Genomic DNA, 21,449 nt, shown 5'->3' on the forward strand with positions numbered 1-21,449 from the left:
CGTCCAAGGACGCGGAGAGCTTCGCCGCGAGCTCGCCCGAGCCCTGCGCACCGGCCGGGCCCGCCGCAAGCCGCGCCGCCAGGCCCAGCAGCGCCGGCCGCGGTTCTCCACCCCCATGGTCATGATCAGTGAACGGCCCGCCGAGGTGGAAGACCGGGCCGTGCCCGGCCACTGCGAGGGCGACCTCATCATCGGCAAGGACGGGAAGTCGGCCATCGGCACACTGGTCGAGCGCGCCACCCGCTACGTGATGCTCCTGCACCTGCCCGGCGACCACGGCGCCGAAAGCATCCGGGACGCACTGGTCACCACGGTCCAGACCCTGCCGTCCCACCTCGTGCGGTCCCCGACCTGGGACCAGGGAAGCGAGATGGGCGCCCACGGCGCCTTCACCATCGCCACCGACATCCCGGTCTACTTCTGCGACCCCGCCAGCCCCTGGCAGCGAGGCTCCAACGAGAACACCTATTGGTGCAGCCTTGGCGGGCCGGGTTCTTCGACGGGAGAGGTTCGGCGGGGTCGCCGGGTGACTCGGAGAACACGTGCCGAAAGGCTTTCCGTTGAGATGTCCACGGCGGTCCGCAGGGCGAGAGCCCTGGCCGGGAGTGACTTGATAGAAGCCTGCTGAGCCGTTAACGGCCTGCTGCGGCAGTACTTCCCCAAGAGCACCGACCTCTCCGCCCCCACCCGCGAGCACCTGGCCGCCGTCGCCGCCGAACTCAACAGCCGCCCACGCAAAACGCTCGGCTGGGAAACCCCAGCCGAGCGCCTGCATAAACTGCTCGCGGCCTGATCAACACGACCACGTGTTGCAACGACCCCTAGAAAGCACCCGGTTCCGGCGGGCCTTTCGAGGCTGATGTCCGCTCAGGCGGCCTGGGCGTACTTCGGGTTCGGGCCGTACTGGTTGGTCTCCGGCTTGCCCTCGGTGGCCAGGAAGACGATCAGGATGATCGCGCCGACCAGCGGGATCGCGCCGATCAGGATCCACCAGCCCGAGCGGTCCGTGTCGTGCAGCCGGCGGACGGAGACGCCGAGGCCGGGCAGCAGGACGGCGAGCGAGTAGATGATGGCGGGGACGGTCGAGTCGATGGCGGCGTCGATGATCGCCAGCACGATGCTGATGATGATGTGGAACAGGAAGAACATCCAGTATTCCTGCCGCCGCGCGCGACCGCTGAACACGGCGTACTTCTTCAGGACGTCGATGTACCAGTGCATGGTTGTCCCCCCAGGAATTCAAGCTCAGTTGGCCTCCCATCGAACCAGTCACGGTGACTTGAAACCATGTCTTTGGCGTGGGCGGGTCAATGTGTTACCCGGCTGTGGTCGTTCGGTGACAGGGGGGTCCCGGCGGCGGCCAGGCGGGTGTCCAGCCAGTCGAAGACACGCTGTTCGAACAGGGCCCGGCCCAGCGGCTCGCAGTGCAGGTGCGCACCCTCCTCGGTAGGGGCCGCCGCCCGCCACGCACGACGGGCGGCGGGCGACCGGCCACGGGACGATGGGGGAGGGGGCGGGTCCCGACGTCCGACGGGAGGACTCCCATGGCGCAGCAGACGGCGACGAAGGCACCGACCCGCAAGCCCGCCGGCACGGGCAGCGTGTTCCTCTCGTTCGCCCCCTGGATCATCTTCGGAGTGGTCGCCGGACCCAGCACCTGGGAGTACGCGGGACTCGCCGCGCTGATCGCCTCGATCGTGCTGTCGGGGAGGGACACGCTCCGGGGCAGGTTCTTCGTCCTGGACATGGTCGGCATCGTGTTCTTCGCGGTCATCACGGTCCTGGCGCTGGCCCTGGACCGCTCGCAGCTCATCTGGCTGGAGACCTACGCCCAGGTCATCTCCAACGGCGTCGTGGCCGTCGTCGCGCTGGGGTCGCTGTTCGCCGACCCCTTCACGGCGCAGTACGCCCGGCAGCAGACACCCCGCGAGTACTGGGACTCACCCGTCTTCGCGCACATCAACCGGGTGCTGACCGCGGCCTGGGGCGTGGTCTTCGCCCTCATGGCGCTCTCCACCTGGCTGGCCGTCCGGAACCCGTCCATGGACGACTGGTTCAACTGGGTCGTCCCGATCGCCCTGCTGGTCGGCGTCGTCAAGTTCACCGAGCGCTATCCCGAGTCGTACACGGCACGCGTGACTTAAGAGTCCGGGCCGTGGCGCATCCGTCGGGGCGTTCGCCGCGTCTACCCGGGTATGGACTTCGACAAGCCGCCCGCCCAGCCGCAGTACCCGGAAGGGTGCCTGGCCGTGGCGATCCGCGTCCCGGTGCGGATCGTCGTGCTCGTGCTGGTGGTGCCCGTGCGGTTGGTGTGGGACGCGCTGACCGTCGCCGGGCGGTTCCTGTCCCGCACGGTGCTGCGCCCGCTCGGGCGCGCGCTGCGGTGGCTCGGCCGGGCCCTGTTCGTATGGCCGTTCGCCGCGCTGTGGCGGTGGGTCGTGGTGCCCGCCGGGAAGGCACTCGGGTGGCTCGGGAACGTGCTCGCCGTCGTACCGGCGCTCTGGCTCCACCGGTACGTGCTGACCCCGCTCGGGCATGGTCTCGCCCGGGGCGCGCGGGCGGTCGGGGCCGCTCTCCAGTGGCTGTACGCGCGCGTGCTGGCTCCCCTCGGGCGGGGGACCGCCTGGCTGCTGAGGGGCGCCGGCCTGTTGCTCGCGGCGGCCGGGGCGGGGGTGTTCGCCGTCATGGCCTGGCTGGCGCGGTACTTGCTGGTCGTCCCGGCGCGGTGGCTGTACGCGTGGGTGCTCGCGCCCGTGGGCCGGGCGCTGGCGTGGCTCGTGGTTGCCGTCGTCACGGGGCTCGGGGCCGTCCTGTACTGGACGGCCCGCGTCCTGCTCGTCCTGCCCGCCCTGGCCCTGTGGCGCCGGGTGCTCGTGCCCGTGGGCCGGGTCCTGGCCGTCGTCGTGCGGGAGACCGGTGAGGCCCTGGGGCACGCCTGGCGGATCGCCGGGCGGATCTCCCGGGTCGTGGGGCGGGTGCTCGGGACCCTCTTGCGGTGGATCTTCGTGGAGCCGGTGCGCTGGGTGTACCGCACGGTCCTGACCCCCGTCGGGCACGTCGTCCGGGACCACGTGCTGCGGCCCGCCGCGGCGGCGGCGCGCGTGGTGGGGCGGAGCGCACGGCAGGCGCTGGCCGCAGCCCGGGACACCGTGCGGCAGGCCCGCGCGGACCTCCGGCGGACGCTGCTCGGCGAGCCCCGGCCGCCGGCCGCTGTGGACCGGCGGGAACCCGGGGGCCGCGGGACACGTACTCTTGGTAGGAGTACCACCGCACTCACGAAGGACTAGGACACTGGGCAAGCGACAGCCCGAAGGCCCGCCGCCCGCACCCGCGGTGCAGCGCATCCGACTGCGCTACACCAAGCGCGGCCGCCTCCGGTTCACCAGCCACCGTGACTTCCAGCGCGCCTTCGAGCGTGCGCTGCGCCGCGCCGAGGTGCCCATGGCGTACTCGGCGGGGTTCACACCGCATCCGAAGGTGTCGTACGCCAATGCCGCACCCACCGGCACGGGCAGTGAGGCGGAGTACCTGGAGATCGCGCTGACCGCGGCGCGGGATCCCGAGACCCTGCGCGTCCTCCTCGACGAGTCGCTGCCCACCGGGCTGGACATCGTCGACGCGGTCGAGGCACGGACCTCGGGACTCGCCGACCGGCTCACGGCCTCCGTATGGGAGCTGCGGCTGGACGGCGTCGACCCGCTCGACGCCGGGCGCGCGGTGGAGGCCTTCATCAAGGCCGACACCGTCGAGGTGCAGCGCATGACCAAGAACGGCGTCCGTACCTTCGACGCCCGCCCGGCGGTCGCGAACCTGGAAACGCACAGTTCGCGGGCTGATGGGCCGACCGACCAGGCCTGTGCGATACTGCGGCTGGTTGTTCGGCACGTGACGCCTGCCGTACGACCCGACGACGTCCTGTCCGGTCTCCGCGCCGTGGCCGACCTGGCGCCGCCGGTCCCCGCAGCGGTGACCAGGCTGGCGCAGGGGCTGCTCGATGAAGAGACCGGCACGGTGACCGACCCGCTCGCGCCCGACCGCGAGGCAGCCGAGGCCCTGACGGCCACACCGGCCGCCGCCGCGACGACGCCGACGCCGGAAGGTTCCGCGTAGGGACGGACGTCGTAGCGCCGCCCTCGTACTCGGGAGCCACCTGGGTCGGGCAGCGCACCGACCAGAAGACTTTCGCCAGGCCGTACCGACAAGGCGTACGGAACCGGCGAGACAGGACACAGAGTGCTCCCGTGCGGCGCCCGCGCCCCGGACGGCGGTCACCGCGCATCGCGCGGACCGCGGACGTCAACGGTGAACGGTCCCTCGGGACCGGCGCCGGACCAGGCGCGGCGCCCGGGAGCCTGACGGGAGAAACGCCCGCATGCTCGAACCGACCGAACCCAACGAGGGTTCCGAACTGAACACGCCGAGCGACACCCTGCCGCCGCGCAGGCGTCGCCGTGCCGCTTCCCGCCCGGCGGGCCCGCCGGGTGCCGCCGAGGCCCCCGCCGAGGTCACCGTGCCGGCCATACCGGCCGCGGAAGCGGATGAGATCGCCGAGGCGGAGACCGTGGAGGCACCCGCCGCGGCCGAGGAGGCCGCGCCCCCCGCCCGTGCCCGCCGTCGGGCCACCCGCCGTGCCGCCGCGCCGGCCGGGTCGCCGGCCGCCGCCGAGGCCGCCGAGACGGTCGTACCGACCACCGAGGCAGCCGGGTCCGCCGCGCCGGCCGAGGCGGTCGAGACCGCTGGGACCGCCGAGGAACCCGCGGCGCCCCGTACCCGCCGTCGGGCGACGCGCCGTGCCGCCGCGCCTGCCGGAACCCCGGCCGAGGCGGCCGTGGTGCCCGCCGCCGCGACCGAGGCGAAGACGGAGGCAGCCGCGGAGGCCGAGGCCGAGGCCGTGACCGAGGCCGCCGCCCAGGCTCGCCCGCGTCGCCGTGCCACCCGGCGCGCCTCCGCGCCCGCCGGTGAGCCGAAGGCCACCGAGGGTGCCGAGGTCCCCGAGGCGGCTCCGGCCGCCGCCGAGGCCGCCCCCGCCGCCGAGGTCCCGGCCGCCGAGGCTCCCGCCGCGACGGAGGAGGCCGCGCCCGCCGGCCGTACCCGCCGCCGGGCGACCCGCCGTGCGTCCGCGCCCACCGGGACCCCGGCCGCCGCCGAGACCACCGAGACCACCGAGCCCGTCGTGACGGCCGCCGCCCCCGAGGCGGAAACAGTGGCGGAGGAGCCCGCGGCCGCCCCGGCCGCCGAGGAAGCCGCTCCGCGCCGTACCCGCCGCCGAGCCACCCGCGGTGCCGCCGCTCCCGCGGCCGAGGAGGCCACCGCGGCCGCCGACCGGCCCGCCGAGGAGACCAAGGCCCCCGAGGCGCCGCAGACCCCCGCCGCCGAGGCCCCCGCCGAGGAGAGTGCCCCGCGTCGCCGTCGCCGGGTCGTCCGGCAGGCCGCGACCGGATTCGCCGCTCCCGCGCAGACCGAGGCCGACGAGGCCGGGGCACCGCGCCGCCCGGCCCGGCCCGCCGTGGCCGTCTTCCAGGCGCCGGTGTTCGCCGAGCCGCAGTTCCAGACCCCGCAGCGGGCCGCCGCCCAGGCCGCGGCCGAGGCCGCCGTGACGGAGGAGCCCGAGGAGGAGACCGAGGCGCACCCGGAGGAGCGCGCCGAGGCCGGCGCGCGCCGCCGCCGTCGCCGCCGGGGTGCCGCCGCCGAGGAGACGCGGCCCGCCGAGACCGAGGAGCCGGAGGAGGCCGAGGAGGCCGCCGAGGACCTCGCCGAGGGTGACGAGGGCGACGAGGCCGAGGGCTCCGAGGAGTCCGGTTCGCGCCGCCGTCGCCGCCGGGGCGGCCGTCGCCGTCGCCGTGGTGACGCCGCCGAGGGCGAGGCCGGTGAGGGCGCGGACGCCGAGTCCGACGAACTCGCCGCCGAGCAGGCCGCACAGGACGCCGAGGACACCGCCGAGCAGGAGGACGAGGACTCCGAGGAGGCCCGGGACGAGGAGTCCGGGGGCTCCAGCTCCAGCCGCCGTCGCCGGCGCCGCCGTCGCCGTGCCGGCGAGAGCGGCGGCGAGGCCGAGCCGTCCACCGACGACCCGGAGCGCACGGTCGTCAAGGTCCGCGAGCCCCGCAAGCCCGCCGAGCCGTCCGACGAGGTGCAGTCCATCAAGGGCTCGACCCGTCTGGAGGCCAAGAAGCAGCGTCGCCGCGAAGGCCGCGAGCAGGGCCGCCGCCGCGTCCCGATCATCACCGAGGCCGAGTTCCTGGCCCGCCGCGAGGCCGTCGAGCGCGTCATGGTCGTCCGCCAGCACGGCGAGCGCACCCAGATCGGCGTGCTCGAGGACGACGTGCTGGTCGAGCACTACGTCAACAAGGAGCAGTCGACCTCGTACGTCGGCAACGTCTACCTGGGCAAGGTCCAGAACGTGCTGCCGTCGATGGAGGCCGCCTTCATCGACATCGGCAAGGGCCGCAACGCCGTCCTGTACGCCGGTGAGGTCAACTTCGGGGCACTCGGCATGGCCAACGGGCCGCGCCGTATCGAAGCCGCCCTCAAGTCCGGCCAGTCGGTGCTCGTCCAGGTGACGAAGGACCCCATCGGCCACAAGGGCGCCCGTCTGACCAGCCAGGTCTCCCTCCCGGGCCGCTACCTCGTGTACGTGCCCGAGGGTTCGATGACCGGCATCAGCCGCAAGCTGCCCGACACCGAGCGGGCCCGGCTGAAGACCATCCTCAAGAAGATCGTCCCCGAGGACGCGGGCGTCATCGTGCGCACCGCCGCCGAGGGCGCGAGCGAGGACGAGCTGCGCCGTGACGTCGAGCGGCTCCAGGCGCAGTGGGAGGAGATCCAGAAGAAGGCCAAGAGCGGCAACGCCCCGACGCTGCTCTACGGCGAGCCGGACATGACCGTCCGGGTCGTCCGCGACATCTTCAACGAGGACTTCTCCAAGGTCGTCGTCAGCGGTGACGAGGCGTGGCAGACCATCCACGGCTACGTCTCGCACGTGGCGCCCGACCTCGCCGAGCGGCTGTCGAAGTGGACCAGCGAGGTCGACGTCTTCGCCACCTACCGGATCGACGAGCAGCTCGCCAAGGCGCTGGACCGCAAGGTCTGGCTGCCGAGCGGCGGTTCGCTGGTGATCGACCGGACCGAGGCGATGGTCGTCGTCGACGTCAACACCGGCAAGTTCACCGGTCAGGGCGGCAACCTCGAGGAGACGGTCACCAGGAACAACCTGGAGGCGGCCGAGGAGATCGTGCGCCAGCTCCGGCTGCGCGACCTCGGCGGCATCATCGTCATCGACTTCATCGACATGGTGCTCGAGTCCAACCGGGACCTGGTGCTGCGCCGCCTGCTGGAGTGCCTGGGCCGGGACCGGACCAAGCACCAGGTGGCCGAGGTGACCTCGCTCGGCCTGGTGCAGATGACCCGCAAGCGCGTCGGCCAGGGCCTGCTGGAGTCGTTCTCCGAGACCTGCGTCCACTGCAACGGCCGTGGTGTCATCGTCCACATGGAGCAGCCGGCCGCGGCCGGCGGCGGTGGCGGCAAGCGCAAGAAGCGCGGCCGGGGCGGCGACGCGCAGGAGCACGTGCACGAGACCGCCGCCGTGGCGGTGGAGACCGGCGAGGCCGTCGAGCCCGAGGTGGAGACCGCCGTCGAGGTGGCCGCCGAGTTCGCCGAGCCCGTCGCGCTGCCCGGGCCGGACTTCGCGCCGGACGAGGAGCTGTACAGCAGCGTCGCCGAGGCGGAGGCGGCGGCCGGCCGCGGTCGTTCCCGCCGCCGCGCGAGCCGCCGGGCCTCGGCACCGGCGGGCGCGCCGAAGGCGGAGAGGGCCCCGAAGGCGGAGAAGGCCGCGGAGACCGAGAAGGCTCCGAGGACGGAGGCGGCCGTGGCCGCCGCCGCGCCGACCGCCCAGGACGTCACCGCCGAGGAGGCGGCGGCGCGCCCGGTACTGCCCGAGCCCGCCGCGGAGGCGCTGGCCGAGCCGGCGGCCGCCGAGGACCAGATGGTGCCGGAGCCGCAGGCCGAGCCCGCCGCCGAGGAGGCCGCGCCCAAGGGCCGTACGCGCCGCCGGGCGACCCGGAAGGTGTCGGCGCCCGCCGGTTCGCCCGCGGGAGCCGAGGCCGCCGTGGTGACGGTGTCCGAGACCGCGCCCGCGGCCCCGGTGGAGCAGCCCGCGGCCGAGGCCCCGGCTCCGGCCGCGGAGGCGGAGAGCGCCGCCCCGGCCCGCCCGCGCCGCCGTGCCGTGCGCAAGGCCACCGCGCCGACCGCCTCCGAGGAGACGGCCGTGACGGTCGTCCCGTCGGCCGCGGCGGAGGAGACCCCGGTCGCCGCTGAGACGGTGACCGAGGCGCCGGCGGCCGAGGAGACCGTCGAGGAGGCGGCTCCGGCCAAGAAGACGGCTCGCAAGACCGCCAAGAAGGCCACGGCGAAGAAGGCGGCCACCAAGAAGACCGCCACCAAGAAGACCGCGGCCAAGAAGGCGGCCGCCAAGAAGACGACGGCCAAGAAGGCGGCCAAGACCGCCAAGACGGCCGCCGCCAAGACGACGGCGAAGAAGACCACCACGGTCCCCGCCGGCGACGAGGGCTGACGCCCCGGGGGGTGGGGCCGGTCCACGTGACCGGCCCCACACCCGCCGGGCCCGGTTTGACCCCTTCGGCCGTGGCCCCGTAACCTTGACCGTCGGCGTGTCGAGTGACACGCCACATCCCCGTAAACCTCTTCCTCCCGGGTGCCTCGGTGGCCGGGAGAGGCCGTCCGTGTTCATGCCCGGGCGGCTGGACTGCGGGGGTGCCGTTCCCGAGCGAGAGAGTGAGATCCGCGTGTACGCCATCGTGCGCAGCGGTGGTCGCCAGCACAAGGTTGCTGTCGGCGACATCGTTGAGGTTGACAAGATTTCCACCGCCAAGGTTGGCGACACGGTCGAGCTCTCGACCCTGCTCGTTGTCGACGGCGACGCTGTGACCAGCGACCCGTGGGTGCTGGCCGGCATCAAGGTCCAGGCCGAGGTCGTGGACCACCACAAGGGCGTCAAGATCGACATCCTTCGCTACAAGAACAAGACCGGCTACCGCCGTCGTCAGGGCCACCGCCAGCAGTACACGGCGATCAAGGTCACTGAGATCCCCGCGGCTGCGAAGTAAGGGACTGAGGAGAAATGGCACACAAGAAGGGCGCATCGTCCACCCGGAACGGTCGCGACTCCAATGCCCAGCGGCTCGGCGTGAAGCGCTTCGGCGGTCAGGTCGTCAACGCGGGTGAGATCCTGGTCCGCCAGCGCGGCACCCACTTCCACCCGGGCGCCGGCGTCGGCCGTGGCGGCGACGACACGCTGTTCGCGCTGCAGCCCGGTGCGGTGGAGTTCGGTACCCACCGTGGCCGCAAGGTCGTGAACGTCGTTCCGGTCGCCTGACCCGAGCGTTCCGTTCGAACCTTTCGCGAGGCGGACCTCACTTCCCGGTCGGGAAGGCGGGTCCGCCTTTCGCGTGTTACGCAAGAGACATCACCGTAGTTCTGGAGGCATGAACCATGACCACCTTCGTGGACCGCGTCGAGCTGCATGTCGCCGCGGGTAACGGAGGCCACGGCTGTGCCTCCGTCCACCGTGAGAAGTTCAAGCCGCTCGGCGGCCCGGACGGCGGCAACGGCGGCCGTGGCGGCGACGTGATCCTGACTGTCGACCAGTCGGTCACCACGCTGCTCGACTATCACCACTCCCCGCACCGCAAGGCGACCAACGGCAAGCCCGGCGAAGGCGGCAACCGCTCCGGCAAGGAGGGCCAGGACCTGGTCCTGCCCGTGCCGGACGGCACCGTCGTCCTGGACAAGGCCGGCAACGTGCTCGCCGACCTGGTCGGCCACGGCACCTCGTACATCGCCGCGCAGGGCGGCCGGGGCGGCCTCGGCAACGCGGCGCTGGCGTCCGCCCGCCGCAAGGCGCCCGGCTTCGCGCTGCTCGGCGAGCCGGGGGACCTCCAGGACATCGTCCTGGAGCTGAAGACGGTCGCGGACGTGGCCCTGGTGGGTTACCCGAGCGCGGGCAAGTCCTCGCTGATCTCGGTGCTCAGCGCGGCCAAGCCGAAGATCGCCGACTATCCGTTCACCACCCTGGTGCCCAACCTGGGCGTGGTCACGGCCGGTTCGACCGTCTACACCATCGCCGACGTGCCCGGTCTGATCCCGGGCGCCAGCCAGGGCAAGGGCCTGGGCCTGGAGTTCCTGCGGCACGTGGAGCGGTGCAGCGTGCTGGTGCACGTGCTGGACACCGCGACCCTCGAGTCCGAGCGCGACCCGGTCTCCGACCTCGACATCATCGAGGAGGAACTGCGGCAGTACGGCGGACTGGACAACCGGCCCCGGATCGTCGTCCTGAACAAGGTCGACGTGCCGGACGGCAAGGACCTCGCCGAGATGGTCCGCCCCGATCTGGAGGAGCGCGGCTACCGCGTCTTCGAGGTGTCGGCGGTGGCCCACATCGGGCTGCGGGAGCTGTCCTTCGCGCTCGGCGAGCTGATCGCGAAGGCGCGCGCCGCCCGGCCCAAGGAGGAGGCGACGCGGATCGTCATCCGGCCGCAGGCCGTGGACGACGCGGGCTTCACGGTCACCCGCGAGGATGCCGGCGGCGAGCCGCTGTTCCGGGTGCGCGGCGAGAAGCCCGAGCGCTGGGTGCGGCAGACCGACTTCAACAACGACGAGGCCGTCGGCTACCTCGCCGACCGCCTGAACCGCCTCGGTGTCGAGGAGCGGCTGATGAAGGCGGGTGCCCGCGTCGGCGACGGCGTGGCCATCGGGCCCGAGGACAACGCGGTCGTCTTCGACTGGGAGCCGACCGCCATGGCCGGCGCCGAGATGCTGGGCCGGCGCGGCGAGGACCACCGCTTCGACGCGGCCCGGCCGGCCGCCCAGCGGCGGCGCGACAAGCAGGCCGAGCGGGACGAGGCGCTGCGCGAGTACGACGAGTTCGACCCGTTCGAGTAGGACCGGGCGGGCGCGCAGCGGTGGACGCCGGGACAAGTCCCGGCGTCCGGTGGGGCAACCCCGCCGCTCCCGGGTGAGTCGAACTGTGCGACACGGCAGGGACATCGGTCCCTGCCGTGTCGCACACTTCGCTCTCCCACCCCGGAGCCGACGTGTCGCAGCCCGGTCCATCCTCCCGTCGGCGCGGCTGGCCGTCGCCACCGGCATGGCCCTGGCCGGGCTGGTCATCGGCGCTCCCCTGGAGGACTCCGGCGCCGGCGCCGTCTGGCTCTTCCCCGGCCGTACGACCGCGAAGGGCTCCTCCGTCTTCGGCGCCGGCACCCTCGGCACCGTCGCCTCCGGGGCCCGGCTCGGCACCGCGTTTCCCCGCTGACCCGGACGTCCTCACCGGCCGGGTCGGCTGGGGCGTCTGCACCCTCGACTGCGCTACTCGAAAAGCTTTCTGACAGGTCGTGACCCGTCGCGGCACCACCACGTTCTCCACGTGGTCCCGGTGCCGCGGCGGGTTTTCTGTTGTCCGCCTACTTGTCATGCATGCGAACGCTGCCGTTCGGCGTCCGGGCCGTCCGGCCGTGGGAGCTTCCGGTGGTCCGCGAGTGAAGCCCAAGAGGCCCGTGTGGCAAGGGAGTCAGCCGAATGACCGGAGCAGCACCGCAGCCCGACCGACGCCGCTTTCTGACCGCGGGCGCCGCCGTCCTCGGCGCCGCGGCATCCGCCCAGCTATGGCTGCCGGGCACCGCCCGCGCCGCCGGAAACCCGCTCCCCGACGGCCTGTTCACCCTCGGCGTGGCCTCCGGCGACCCGCTGCCCGACGGCATCGTGCTGTGGACCCGGCTCGCCCCCGACCCGCTGAACGGCGGCGGGATGCCGGACACGATCGTCCCGGTGGAGTGGGAACTGGCCGAGGACGAGCGGTTCCGCCGGACCGCCCGCCGGGGGACCGCCCAGGCCCGTCCCGAGTTCGGGCACAGCGTGCACGTGGACGTACGGGGGCTGCGCCCGGACCGCCGGTACTGGTACCGCTTCCGGGTGGGTGGGCAGCTCTCGCCCACCGGCCGGACCCGCACCGCGCCCCACCCGTACCAGCGGGGCGGCTCCCTGCGCGTCGCGCTCGCCTCCTGTCAGAACTGGCAGCACGGCTACTTCACGCCGTACGCCGACATGCTCGCCCAGGACCCGGACATCGTCCTGTTCGTCGGCGACTACATCTACGAGTCCACGCCGTCCGCGACGGCCGTACGGCGGCACGAGGGCACCGGGGAGCCGTACACGCTCACCGAGTACCGCAACCGCTACGCCCAGTACCGCACCGACCCCGACCTCGCCGCGATGCACGCGAACGCCCCCTGGGTGGTCACCTTCGACGACCACGAGGTCGACAACGACTACGCCGGTGAGGTCCCGCAGGACCCCGGCAAGCAGTCGCACGACGCGTTCACGGCCCGGCTGACCGCCGCGTACCAGGCCTACTACGAGCACATGCCGGTCCGCGCCACCGCCGTCCCGGACGGCCCGCACATCCAGATGTACCGCCGCCTGGACTTCGGCCGCCTGGCCCGGCTCAACGTGCTGGACACCCGGCAGTTCCGCGGCGACCAGGCCACGAGCCAGGCCGGCGCCGAGGACCCGTCGCTCACCATGCTCGGCGCCGCGCAGAAGCGGTGGCTGCTGGACGGGCTGCACGGCTCACCGGCCCACTGGAACCTCGTCGCCTCGCAGATCATGATGGCCGAGACCGACCTGCTGCCCGGCGACGGCAAGCTCTGGTACTACGACGCCTGGGACGGCTATCAGGCGGAACGCAACGCCCTGCTGGGGGAGTTCGCCGGCGTCCGCAACCCGGTCGTGCTCAGCGGCGACCGGCACCTGACGATGATCAGCGACCTCAAGGAGGACTTCGCCGACCCCGGGTCCGCCGTCGTCGGCGCCGAGTTCGTCGGCACCTCCATCTCCAGCAACGGCGACCAGGACCAGGCCGCCTTCCACGCCCAGTGGGACCCGCTGAAGGCGGACAACCCGCACTGGAGGGTGATCGACGCCCACCGCGGCTACCACCTCTTCGACATCGGCCGCGACGGTCTCGACGCCCAGGTGCGGACCGTCGGCACGGTGCTGGCGCCGAAGTCCGCCGCGAGCACCCTGACGCGGCTGCGGGTGGAGGCGGACGAGCCCGGCGTCCGGACCGTGTGACGCGGCCCCCTCGGGAGCCCCGGAAAGCGGCCCCCTCGGGCGCCCCGGAAACCTGTGTGAGCGGGGCCCGGGACTCATCCGGGTCCCAGGCTCCTCTCAGTTCCGCCTCAGGCGGAACTCTTACCGTCCCTTGACCATGGAGACGGACTGTACGAGTGACATGCCCGCGCCGCTGCCCACGGGCACCCGGCTGCTGCACATCGGCCCGCACAAGACGGGGACCACCGCCGTCCAGGGCGCGCTGTTCGCGGCGCGGGACCGGCTGCCGGAGCACGGCGTGGTGTTCCCCGCGCACAGCAGGCACCCCATGGAGGCCGCCCTCGCCGCCTGCGCCCGGCCCGCGATGATGGGCGACACCGTGCCCACCGAGAGGCACTGGACCCGGCTGCCGGAGCGGGTGCGGGCCACCGGGGAGAAAACCTCGGTCATCAGCAGCGAGTTCTTCGCCGACGCCCCGGACGACGCCACCGCCGCCCGGATCGTCGAGCAGCTCGGCGGCGACCGCGTGCATGTCCTGGTCACCCTGCGCCCGCTGGCGAGGATCATGCCCTCGCAGTGGCAGCAGTACGTGCAGAACGGCCTGCGCATGGGCTACGAGGACTGGCTGGAGCACATGCTGCGCAGACCGCCGTACGACGAGCCCAACCCCAGCTTCTGGCGGCGGCACCGGCACGACCGGCTCGTGGCCCGCTGGGTCCGGGCCGCCGGGAGCGGGCGGGTCACCGTCGTCGTGGTGGACGACCGCGACCGCGGCGGCCTGATGCGCACCTTCGAGGCACTGCTCGGACTGCCGGAGAATCTTCTGTGGCCGGTTCCGGACACCGCGAATCGGTCCCTTACCCTGGCCGAGACCGAAATGCTGCGGAATCTTAACGTCGAATTCCGCGACAATGGGCTGCCCGACGAGCTGTATTCCCGGCTGGTCCGCAACGGTGCCGTGATGCATATGAAGAACATGTGCAGCCCGACACCCGCCGACGTGAGGATCGCCACCCCCCCGCTGGGCGGCCGAGGCAGCCGCCGCGATCGGCGCCTCGGCGGCGGATCGGATCGCCGCCCTCGGTGTCCGGGTCCTCGGCGATCCGGGCCTGCTGTCCACGGTGCCCGAGCAGCCGGTACCGTGCTCGCCGGAGCCCCGGATGACCCCGGAAGCGGCGGCTCGGGCGCTGTACGGCGCACTCGCGGCTGCCGCCTTCGCGAGCGGAGGCGGCCCCCTCGCGCGCGATGTGCACCGGACGCCGTCGAAGGAGCTCGTCCGGGTCCTCGGTCACCGCTGCCTGAAACGGCTGGGGGGCCGCTGAACACCCCTCCCGCCGGGGCCTGTGAGGGACCTGTGGACTTACTCACAGCAATTCCACGGAGGTTCACGGTGGCCGTCGCCCAATCACCTGGGGCGCAAGGTGAATGACAGGTGGCGCGCACATATGCATGGGACGTCACTCACCTTGCACAGCGGTTACCCGAAGTGGGACCATTTCGAACGTTCCCTGTCGCCCCAAGGTAGGTCAGCCTGTGTCACAGCACATAGCCAAGCCCCGAACCACCGCAGTCGTCCTGGCCGGTGGCACCGGCCAGCGGGTGGGTCTTTCGATCCCCAAGCAGCTGCTGAAGATCGCCGGCAAGGCAGTCATCGAGCACACGCTGACCACTTTCGAGAACGCCGACTCGATCGACGACATCATCGTGCTGATGGCGCCCGGTTATGTGCCGGACATCGAGAAGATCGTCGCCAAGGCCGGTTTCACCAAGGTCAAGAAGGTCATCGAGGGCGGTTCGACCCGGAACGAGACCACCGAGCGCGCGATTTCCGCCCTCGGTGAGGGGCTGGCCGAGGGCGAGGACGTCAACGTCCTCTTCCACGACGCCGTGCGCCCCCTGCTCTCGCAGCGCGTCATCGACGACTGCGTGACCGCGCTGGAGCGCTTCCAGGCCGTGGACGTGGCCATCCCGTCCGCGGACACCATCATCGTCACGCGCACGCACGGCGAGGACGGCGAGTTCATCACCGAGATCCCGGACCGCTCCCGGCTGCGCCGCGGCCAGACCCCGCAGGCCTTCAAGCTGTCCACGATCCGCCGCGCCTACGAGGTCGCCTCCGGTGACCCCAACTTCCAGGCCACGGACGACTGCTCCGTCGTGCTCAAGTACCTGCCGGACGTGCCGATCCACGTCGTCGCGGGTGACGAGTACAACATGAAGGTGACCCAGCCGGTCGACGTCTTCATCGCCGACAAGCTGTTCCAGCTCGCCTCGACGGCGGCCCCGGAGCAGAACGGCGAGGAGGCCTACCGCGAGCTGCTGACCGGCAAGACGGTCGTCATCTTCGGCGGCTCCTACGGCATCGGCAAGGACATCGCCGAACTCGCCGAGTCCTACGGCGCCTCCGTGTACGCGCTGGGCCGCTCCACCACCGGCACCCACGTGGAGAACCCGGAGGAGGTCGACGACGCGCTGTCCAAGGCGTATGCGGAGACCGGCCGGATCGACTACGTGGTCAACACCGCGGGCGTGCTGCGCATCGGCAAGCTCGCCGAGACCGACAACGCCACCATCGAGGAGGCGCTGAAGGTCAACTACCTGGCCCCGGTGCAGATCGCGCGCTCCTCCTACAAGTACCTGTCGGAGACAAAGGGCCAGCTGCTGCTCTACACCTCCAGCAGCTACACCCGCGGCCGCGCCGAGTACAGCCTCTACTCCTCCACCAAGGCCGCCATGGTGAACCTCACCCAGGCGCTGTCCGACGAGTGGGCGTCCGAGGGCATCCGCGTCAACTGCATCAACCCCGAGCGCACCGCCACCCCGATGCGCACCAAGGCGTTCGGCCAGGAGCCGGCCGGCTCGCTGCTCTCCTCCGAGGCGGTGGCCCGCACCTCCCTGGACGTGCTGCTGTCGGAGCTGACCGGTCACGTCATCGACGTCCGCCAGCAGGACCCGACCGCGGGCGCCGCCAGGGCCTCCGGTTTCGAGCAGGCTCTGGCCACGGTGCTGGACCGTCAGGACGGCGTGTAATAATCGCGGTAAATAGCTTTTGGGAATTCAGGCCTCTGCACTCGCTCATTCACTGGGCGTTCGCAGAGGCCTGAGTCCGTACACCTCTTAAAAAATCGGTACGGCCCGCGATCGCCGCTCGATTCCGGCAATACCGAACAAAACCGGCACTCCCCCCTCCCAGAGCAGGTTTCTCCGTGATATCCACCGCTATTCGCGTCGCCCGGGTGGGCAGCGCGGCCGAGCTGGCCGCGGCGGCCCTCATGATGCTGGGCTTCCCCTGCCTCATGCTGGCCGCGCTCCTCCCCAGCGTGTACGCCTTCGTGGTCGCGGCCGCCGTGACGTACCTGGCGGACCACTTTCTGCACCGCAAGGGCAGCTATCTGATCAACCGCCTGAGCAAGGTCCGGGCCGGCCTGTCGATCCGGTTCCTGATCAGGCAGCTGCTGCTGATCCTGCTGCTGGCCCGGATGTCCCTGGCGGACAACCTGGTCTTCTACGCCGCGGTCGCCTGCTTCATCGCCTTCTACGGCCTGCAGGCTCCGCACGGCGCGCTCGTGACGCTGATCCGCAACCGCCGCCGGATGCCGGTCGCCACCCGCAACATCGACCTGAAGTCCCGCATCCGCATCCCGGACGCGCCGCCGCGCCGCCTGCTGCACCGCTCCGCGGAGAAGATGCTGCACCTCGACCTGTTCGCGGTCGCCGGTCTCCTGGTCTCCGCCGCGCTGGACGACGCCCTTGTCGGCTTCATCTGCGCCGGGATCACCGTGGCCCTCGGCTGCCTCTACGTCGCGGTGCTGCTGCCGTACGTGCGCGGCCGCCGGACCCCGCCGAAGGCCGAGGCCGTGCTCGCCGCCGTGGACGACTGGCTGGCCGCCTACAAGCCGGAGACGGTGCTGTACTTCTCCGGCTCCAAGGACTCCGTGTACCAGGTCAACATGTGGCTGGAGACGATGGAGCAGCTGGAGACGCGGCCGCTGATCATCCTCCGCGAGCGCGCCATCCTGAACAACCTCGCCCCCACCACCGTCCCCGTCATCTGCGTGCCCGGAGGGGTGCACCTGATGAACCTGGACCTGTCGACGGTGCGCGTCGCGCTCTACGCGGCCAACGTGGGCAAGAACATCCACCTGCTGCGCGTGCCCACCATGAAGCACGTCTTCATCGGCCACGGCGACAGCGACAAGCTGGCCAGTGTCAACCCGTACAGCAAGGTGTACGACGAGGTGTGGACCGCCGGCCGGGCGGGCCGTGACCGCTACGCCATCGCCGACGTCGGCGTCCGCGACGAGGACATCGTCGAGGTCGGCCGCCCGCAGCTCGCGCCGATCACCACCTGGCAGGGCGTGCCCGAGGGACGCATCCCGACCGTGCTGTACGCCCCCACCTGGGAGGGCTGGGACGGCAACCCCGGCAACACCTCGATCGTGCTGGCCGGTGAGAACATCGTGCGGAAGCTGGTCACGGCCGACCCGCCGGTGCGTGTCCTGTACAAGCCGCATCCCTTCACCGGCACCGTCAGCGCCCAGGCCGGCGCCGCGCACCGCCGCGTCACCACCCTGGTCGAGAAGGCCGCCGCCGAGCGTGCCGCCGACTCCCGCTTCACCGCCGACACCGCCGCGCAGGAGCGGGCCCGGGCCGAGCTGGCCCGGATCGAGGCGCGCCTCGCCGAGCTGGCCGGCGCCGGCGGCGACAAGGGCGACGAGGCCGAGGCCACCCGCGACGGCATCGTCGACGTGGAGCGGCACCAGGAGATCGCCCGGCTGCGCGCCGAGTGGAACGCCGCCTACTGGGAGTCCTTCCCGGCGTACGAGCACAAGGTCATCACCGGTGCCGAGCCGCGCCTGTACGACTGCTTCAACGTGTCCGACGCGATGGTCTCCGACATCTCCTCGGTGGTCTCCGACTTCATCGCGAGCGGCAAGCCGTACGCGGTAACGGACTCCGGCGAGCTGGGCGTGGAGGAGTTCAAGCGGCAGAACACGGCTGTGCGCGCCGCGACGATCCTGTCCAACAGCGCGTCCGAGCTGGGCGGCCTGCTGGACGCGGTCCGAGCCACGTCCGCCGACCCGCTGGCCGGGGACCGCAAGGAGCTCAAGCAGTATCTGCTGGGCCCGGACGAGCCGAAGTCGATCGACCAGTTCAACACCGCGGTCGCCGATCTGGCCCTGAAGGCCGAGACCCGCAACGTCGGCCAGCAGTCGCGGGTGGGCGCGGCCAACGTCGACCCCGCCGAGGCGGCCGAGCTGACCACCGCGCTGCCGGCCCAGCGGAGCGCCTCCGCCGGTGAGACGGACGACGTGAGCGCGGTCTGACGACTCCGCCCTGAAGGGCCGGCCCCCGGAGAACTCCGAGGGCCGGCCCTTTTTCACGTCTCCTTACCGACCCCCTGCCGGACGGATGAGCAGCTCTTACCAGCCGTGCGTACCTTCGGATACGGCCGCCGCGTCCCGTGTGGCGTGCCTCACTCATCACTCGGCGTCAGGCAACCGCTTCCGACAGGACCCCGTCTAACAGGTTGCGAATGATGTGATTCGGGGGAAATGTTCTGTGACCAAGGGGGAACCGTGACCGTCGTGACGCAGCCTGATGTGACCGTAGTCATCGGGGCGTACGAAGCGATGCCGTATCTGGTCGAGTGCCTGGCGTCCGTCGAGGCCCAGACGATCGGCGCGGCCCGGATGGAGGTCATCGCGGTCGACGACGGCTCGACGGACGGCACGGGGGAGTACCTGGAGGAGTTCGCGGCCCGCGCCGAGATGCCGGTCACCGTCGTCCGCCAGGAGAACTCCGGCAGCCCCAGCGGCCCGCGCAACGTCGGCCTCGGCAAGGCCGCCGGACGTTACGTCTTCTTCCTCGACGCCGACGACCGGCTCGGCACCGAGGCCCTGGAACGCATGGTCGCCATGGCCGACCGGAACGGCACCGACGTCGTCCTCGGCCGGGTCGAGGGCGTCAACCGAACCCCGCCGAAGTCCATGTTCGGCCGGACCCTCGACCGGACCGACGTCTTCTCCTCCAACATCAAGTTCACGCTGAGCGCGCAGAAACTGTTCCGCCGCGCGCTGCTGGAGCGGCACGGCATGCGGTTCGACGAATCGCTGTGGACCGGCGAGGACGCGCTCTTCACCCTGGAGGCCTACCTGCGGGCGGACGGCGTCTCCGTGCTCGCCGATCACACCTGCTACTACCTGGTGGGCCGCGAGGACGGCAAGCACGTGACGAAGACCGGCAGCTACACGCTGCGCTTCGACTCCGCGCGCGCCCTGATGAAGCTGATCGCCGACATGGTCCCGGCCGGCCCCCGGCGCGACGACCTGATGGTCCGGCCCTTCCTCATCACCCTGCTGCCGCAGTTCGGGCCCAGGTTCCTCAAGGACGGCGAGGCGGTCCGCCGGAACAAGCTCGAGCTGGCGAAGCCGCTGATGGACGCCTACTGGACGCCCGGGGTGGCCCGCCGTCTGAAGGTCCACGAGCGGCTGCGGCTGCACCTGGTGGCCGAGCAGCGGATCGAGCCGCTGCTGGACGTCGTGGAGTTCGTACGGGCCGGGAAGCAGGCCGCCGCGCTGCTGGAGAAGCGCGGCACCCGCCTGTACCTCGCCTACCCGCACTTCCGGTCCGGGACGGCCGGCATCCCCGACGACGTGTATCTCGCCGAGCCCCGTGAGGCCCGTGCCTTCCCGGGATACCGCGAGCCGGCCGCCCGCTCCCTTCCGCGCCGGGCGCTGCGGAGGATCAGGCGGCTGCTGCCGAGCGGCGGGATCGGCGCGGCGGCGGCCTGACACCCGCCGGCGCCGCGCGCCCCGCTACTTGCCCGAGTGCAGTGCCCGGCCCACCACCCGGCGCGCGCGCCGGTAGACGGAGGCCGCGGGCGCGGGGACCGCGTCCTTGACGCGCTTGGACCGGGCCAGCTCCCGCCGCAGCCGGTCGTTGTCCTTGGACAGCTCGCCGACCTGGGCGTGCAGCCAGCCGAACCGCGTGGTGAGCGAGGCCAGGTCGGCGTCGTTCCAGGGGCGCACGCCCGGCGGGAACGCCAGCGATCGCATCCGCTTCTCGAAGGCGGCGCCGCCGTCGCCGTGCGTGAAGGTGTTCTGCAGCCCGTTCTTGTCGAGGAAGCGGGTGAACCGCTCGAAGCGCTCGGCGTGGTTGCCGGTCAGCCCGCTGAAGTCGGCCTGCTCGTACAGCCGCGCCGGGTCCGCCGCCTCCGGGTCCTTGGCGACCTTGTCCAGGCGCTGGTGCGGGATCTCGAAGTAGCGGCACAGCTCCAGCGTGCGCGAGTCCCCGCACAGCACCGTAGCCGGAGTCCCGGCGAGCAGCGCCGCGATGTTGCCGTGGATGCGGGAGCCGAAGGAGAAGTCGAACGGGCGCAGCTCGTCGATCCAGGTGATCGGGTCGACGTACACCCGCACCTTGTCCTCCCGGTACATCGGGTGGTCCGGGTGCGTCGGTATCGCGGTCACCGCGGCGTTCGGGTCCGACATGTCCCGCCAGTGCAGCTGCCGCGCGTCGCTGAGGTTCTGGCCGATGAAGCGCAGATTGGGGTAGTGCTCGTGGGTGCGGCTGATGATCCGGCCCAGCCCCTGCTTCTTCACCGCGCTGTGCGAGCCGTTGATCGCGATCCGCGACTCGGCCGTCAGACCGGGAACCTGCTTGCGCACGTCGAGTTCACGGCCGTACATGAACAGGGACGGGCAGCCGATGACCTCGATGTCCTTGAAGCCCATGTCCCGCAGGTACGTCTCGGTGAACTCGCCGCGCACGCCGATCGAGGCGCTGCGGTCCAGCACCGCCGAGCAGAACGCGCGCACCGTCGGCTCGATCCGCTTCAGCCGCGCCGCGTCGTAGCCCACACCGGTCTGCGCGCCCACGCCGAGCACCACTACGGGGATGCGCAGCTTGGAGATGAGACGGGTCAGCCGCTGCAGCGCCACCTCGAAGGACGGGCGGAAGGCGTTGGCGAGCGGCACGACGAACGCGTCGTACTCCGCGTTGATGCGCGCCGCCGCGGCCACCTCGGTGCGTCCGCCGTTCGAGAAGACCTCGGTGTCCGGCGTCTCGAGGATCTTGTGCGCGGCGTCCTGGAAGATCAGGTTGCCGGAGTTGGTGGCGATGACGTCCTGGTGGAGGGCCTGCTCCACGGAGAAGACGTCATAGGGACTCTTGCCCGATCGGAGCAGGATGCGCTTCGGGTGGCGAACGGTAGGTGACACAACGGTCAATTTAAATTGGTGAAGGGTTTAATTTCTATAGGCAACGGGTACAACCTTTTTGCCGTACGCGAACCGTGAGCAAACGGTTACTGTGTGCCTGTC

Annotated in this window: 15 protein-coding genes and 2 pseudogenes; 15 read left to right on the forward strand and 2 right to left on the reverse strand. The window is 71.8% G+C overall.

The features are described from left to right. Together AB0924_RS06845 and AB0924_RS06850 are read left to right on the forward strand one after the other, a co-directional pair. Positions 1–466 (forward strand): annotated as a pseudogene (locus AB0924_RS06845) (IS30 family transposase); the annotation flags it as partial. A 168-nt stretch (positions 467–634) separates the two neighbouring features. Continuing rightward, positions 635–793: pseudogene (locus AB0924_RS06850) on the forward strand (IS30 family transposase); the annotation flags it as partial. 74 nt (positions 794–867) lie between these two features. Here the strand turns inward: AB0924_RS06850 and AB0924_RS06855 are convergent. Beyond that, on the reverse strand, positions 868–1,221 hold the full coding sequence (locus AB0924_RS06855; RefSeq protein ID WP_358927373.1) for a DUF805 domain-containing protein: 354 nt from the start codon (positions 1,219–1,221) through the stop codon (positions 868–870). Between the two features lie 323 nt (positions 1,222–1,544). Between AB0924_RS06855 and AB0924_RS06860 the strand changes: the two genes are divergently transcribed. The 13 genes from AB0924_RS06860 (at position 1,545) to AB0924_RS06920 (ending at position 19,919) form a co-directional block, all read left to right on the forward strand. Continuing rightward, positions 1,545–2,144: a hypothetical protein gene (locus AB0924_RS06860; RefSeq protein ID WP_366910839.1), complete on the forward strand. Its 600-nt coding sequence runs from the start codon at positions 1,545–1,547 to the stop codon at positions 2,142–2,144. 51 nt (positions 2,145–2,195) lie between these two features. After that, positions 2,196–3,287 (forward strand): hypothetical protein, encoded by a 1,092-nt coding sequence (locus AB0924_RS06865; protein WP_366910840.1) that lies wholly within the window; start codon positions 2,196–2,198, stop codon positions 3,285–3,287. 46 nt (positions 3,288–3,333) lie between these two features. After that, on the forward strand, positions 3,334–4,110 hold the full coding sequence (locus AB0924_RS06870; protein ID WP_358927370.1) for a TIGR03936 family radical SAM-associated protein: 777 nt from the start codon (positions 3,334–3,336) through the stop codon (positions 4,108–4,110). 262 nt (positions 4,111–4,372) lie between these two features. Next, positions 4,373–8,569: an Rne/Rng family ribonuclease gene (locus AB0924_RS06875; RefSeq protein ID WP_366910841.1), complete on the forward strand. Its 4,197-nt coding sequence runs from the start codon at positions 4,373–4,375 to the stop codon at positions 8,567–8,569. Between the two features lie 232 nt (positions 8,570–8,801). Further along, positions 8,802–9,122: a 50S ribosomal protein L21 gene (gene rplU, locus AB0924_RS06880; RefSeq protein ID WP_007381993.1), complete on the forward strand. Its 321-nt coding sequence runs from the start codon at positions 8,802–8,804 to the stop codon at positions 9,120–9,122. A gap of 14 nt (positions 9,123–9,136) precedes the next feature. Continuing rightward, a complete protein-coding gene (gene rpmA, locus AB0924_RS06885) occupies positions 9,137–9,391 on the forward strand; it encodes a 50S ribosomal protein L27 (protein WP_018846648.1) in 255 nt (84 codons plus the stop codon). A 116-nt stretch (positions 9,392–9,507) separates the two neighbouring features. Further along, positions 9,508–10,956: a GTPase ObgE gene (obgE, locus tag AB0924_RS06890; protein WP_358927368.1), complete on the forward strand. Its 1,449-nt coding sequence runs from the start codon at positions 9,508–9,510 to the stop codon at positions 10,954–10,956. A gap of 205 nt (positions 10,957–11,161) precedes the next feature. Next, entirely contained in the window at positions 11,162–11,329 is a 168-nt protein-coding gene (locus tag AB0924_RS06895; RefSeq protein WP_366910842.1) for a hypothetical protein, read from the forward strand. A 263-nt stretch (positions 11,330–11,592) separates the two neighbouring features. Next, on the forward strand, positions 11,593–13,146 hold the full coding sequence (locus AB0924_RS06900) for an alkaline phosphatase D family protein (protein WP_366910843.1): 1,554 nt from the start codon (positions 11,593–11,595) through the stop codon (positions 13,144–13,146). Positions 13,147–13,282: 136 nt separating this feature from the next. After that, positions 13,283–14,554: a hypothetical protein gene (locus AB0924_RS06905; protein ID WP_366910844.1), complete on the forward strand. Its 1,272-nt coding sequence runs from the start codon at positions 13,283–13,285 to the stop codon at positions 14,552–14,554. A 104-nt stretch (positions 14,555–14,658) separates the two neighbouring features. After that, complete coding sequence (locus tag AB0924_RS06910; protein ID WP_358927364.1) at positions 14,659–16,155, forward strand: bifunctional cytidylyltransferase/SDR family oxidoreductase; 1,497 nt, start codon at positions 14,659–14,661, stop codon at positions 16,153–16,155. Between the two features lie 176 nt (positions 16,156–16,331). Then, the gene (locus AB0924_RS06915; protein WP_366910845.1) at positions 16,332–18,452 is read left to right on the forward strand and encodes a hypothetical protein; all 2,121 of its coding nucleotides are present in this window, start codon (positions 16,332–16,334) and stop codon (positions 18,450–18,452) included. 228 nt (positions 18,453–18,680) lie between these two features. Continuing rightward, positions 18,681–19,919 (forward strand): glycosyltransferase, encoded by a 1,239-nt coding sequence (locus AB0924_RS06920; RefSeq protein ID WP_366910846.1) that lies wholly within the window; start codon positions 18,681–18,683, stop codon positions 19,917–19,919. Positions 19,920–19,943: 24 nt separating this feature from the next. On the opposite strand, the gene AB0924_RS06925 is transcribed toward AB0924_RS06920, so the two are convergent. Then, the gene (locus AB0924_RS06925; protein WP_358927361.1) at positions 19,944–21,347 is read right to left on the reverse strand and encodes a polysaccharide pyruvyl transferase family protein; all 1,404 of its coding nucleotides are present in this window, start codon (positions 21,345–21,347) and stop codon (positions 19,944–19,946) included. Between the last annotated feature and the right edge of the window lie 102 nt (positions 21,348–21,449).

The organism is Streptomyces sp. NPDC047869 (genome assembly GCF_040704065.1).
Lineage (GTDB): Bacteria > Actinomycetota > Actinomycetes > Streptomycetales > Streptomycetaceae > Streptomyces.

Excerpts from the sequence above, each read along its gene's own strand:
- AB0924_RS06855 (WP_358927373.1), bottom strand. The coding sequence starts at position 1,221 with ATGCACTGGTACATCGACGTCCTGAAGAAGTACGCCGTGTTCAGCGGT.
- AB0924_RS06860 (WP_366910839.1), top strand. The coding sequence starts at position 1,545 with ATGGCGCAGCAGACGGCGACGAAGGCACCGACCCGCAAGCCCGCCGGC.
- AB0924_RS06865 (WP_366910840.1), top strand. The coding sequence starts at position 2,196 with ATGGACTTCGACAAGCCGCCCGCCCAGCCGCAGTACCCGGAAGGGTGC.
- AB0924_RS06875 (WP_366910841.1), top strand. The coding sequence starts at position 4,373 with ATGCTCGAACCGACCGAACCCAACGAGGGTTCCGAACTGAACACGCCG.
- rpmA (WP_018846648.1), top strand. The coding sequence starts at position 9,137 with ATGGCACACAAGAAGGGCGCATCGTCCACCCGGAACGGTCGCGACTCC.
- obgE (WP_358927368.1), top strand. The coding sequence starts at position 9,508 with ATGACCACCTTCGTGGACCGCGTCGAGCTGCATGTCGCCGCGGGTAAC.
- AB0924_RS06895 (WP_366910842.1), top strand. The coding sequence starts at position 11,162 with ATGGCCCTGGCCGGGCTGGTCATCGGCGCTCCCCTGGAGGACTCCGGC.
- AB0924_RS06900 (WP_366910843.1), top strand. The coding sequence starts at position 11,593 with ATGACCGGAGCAGCACCGCAGCCCGACCGACGCCGCTTTCTGACCGCG.
- AB0924_RS06905 (WP_366910844.1), top strand. The coding sequence starts at position 13,283 with ATGGAGACGGACTGTACGAGTGACATGCCCGCGCCGCTGCCCACGGGC.
- AB0924_RS06920 (WP_366910846.1), top strand. The coding sequence starts at position 18,681 with ATGTTCTGTGACCAAGGGGGAACCGTGACCGTCGTGACGCAGCCTGAT.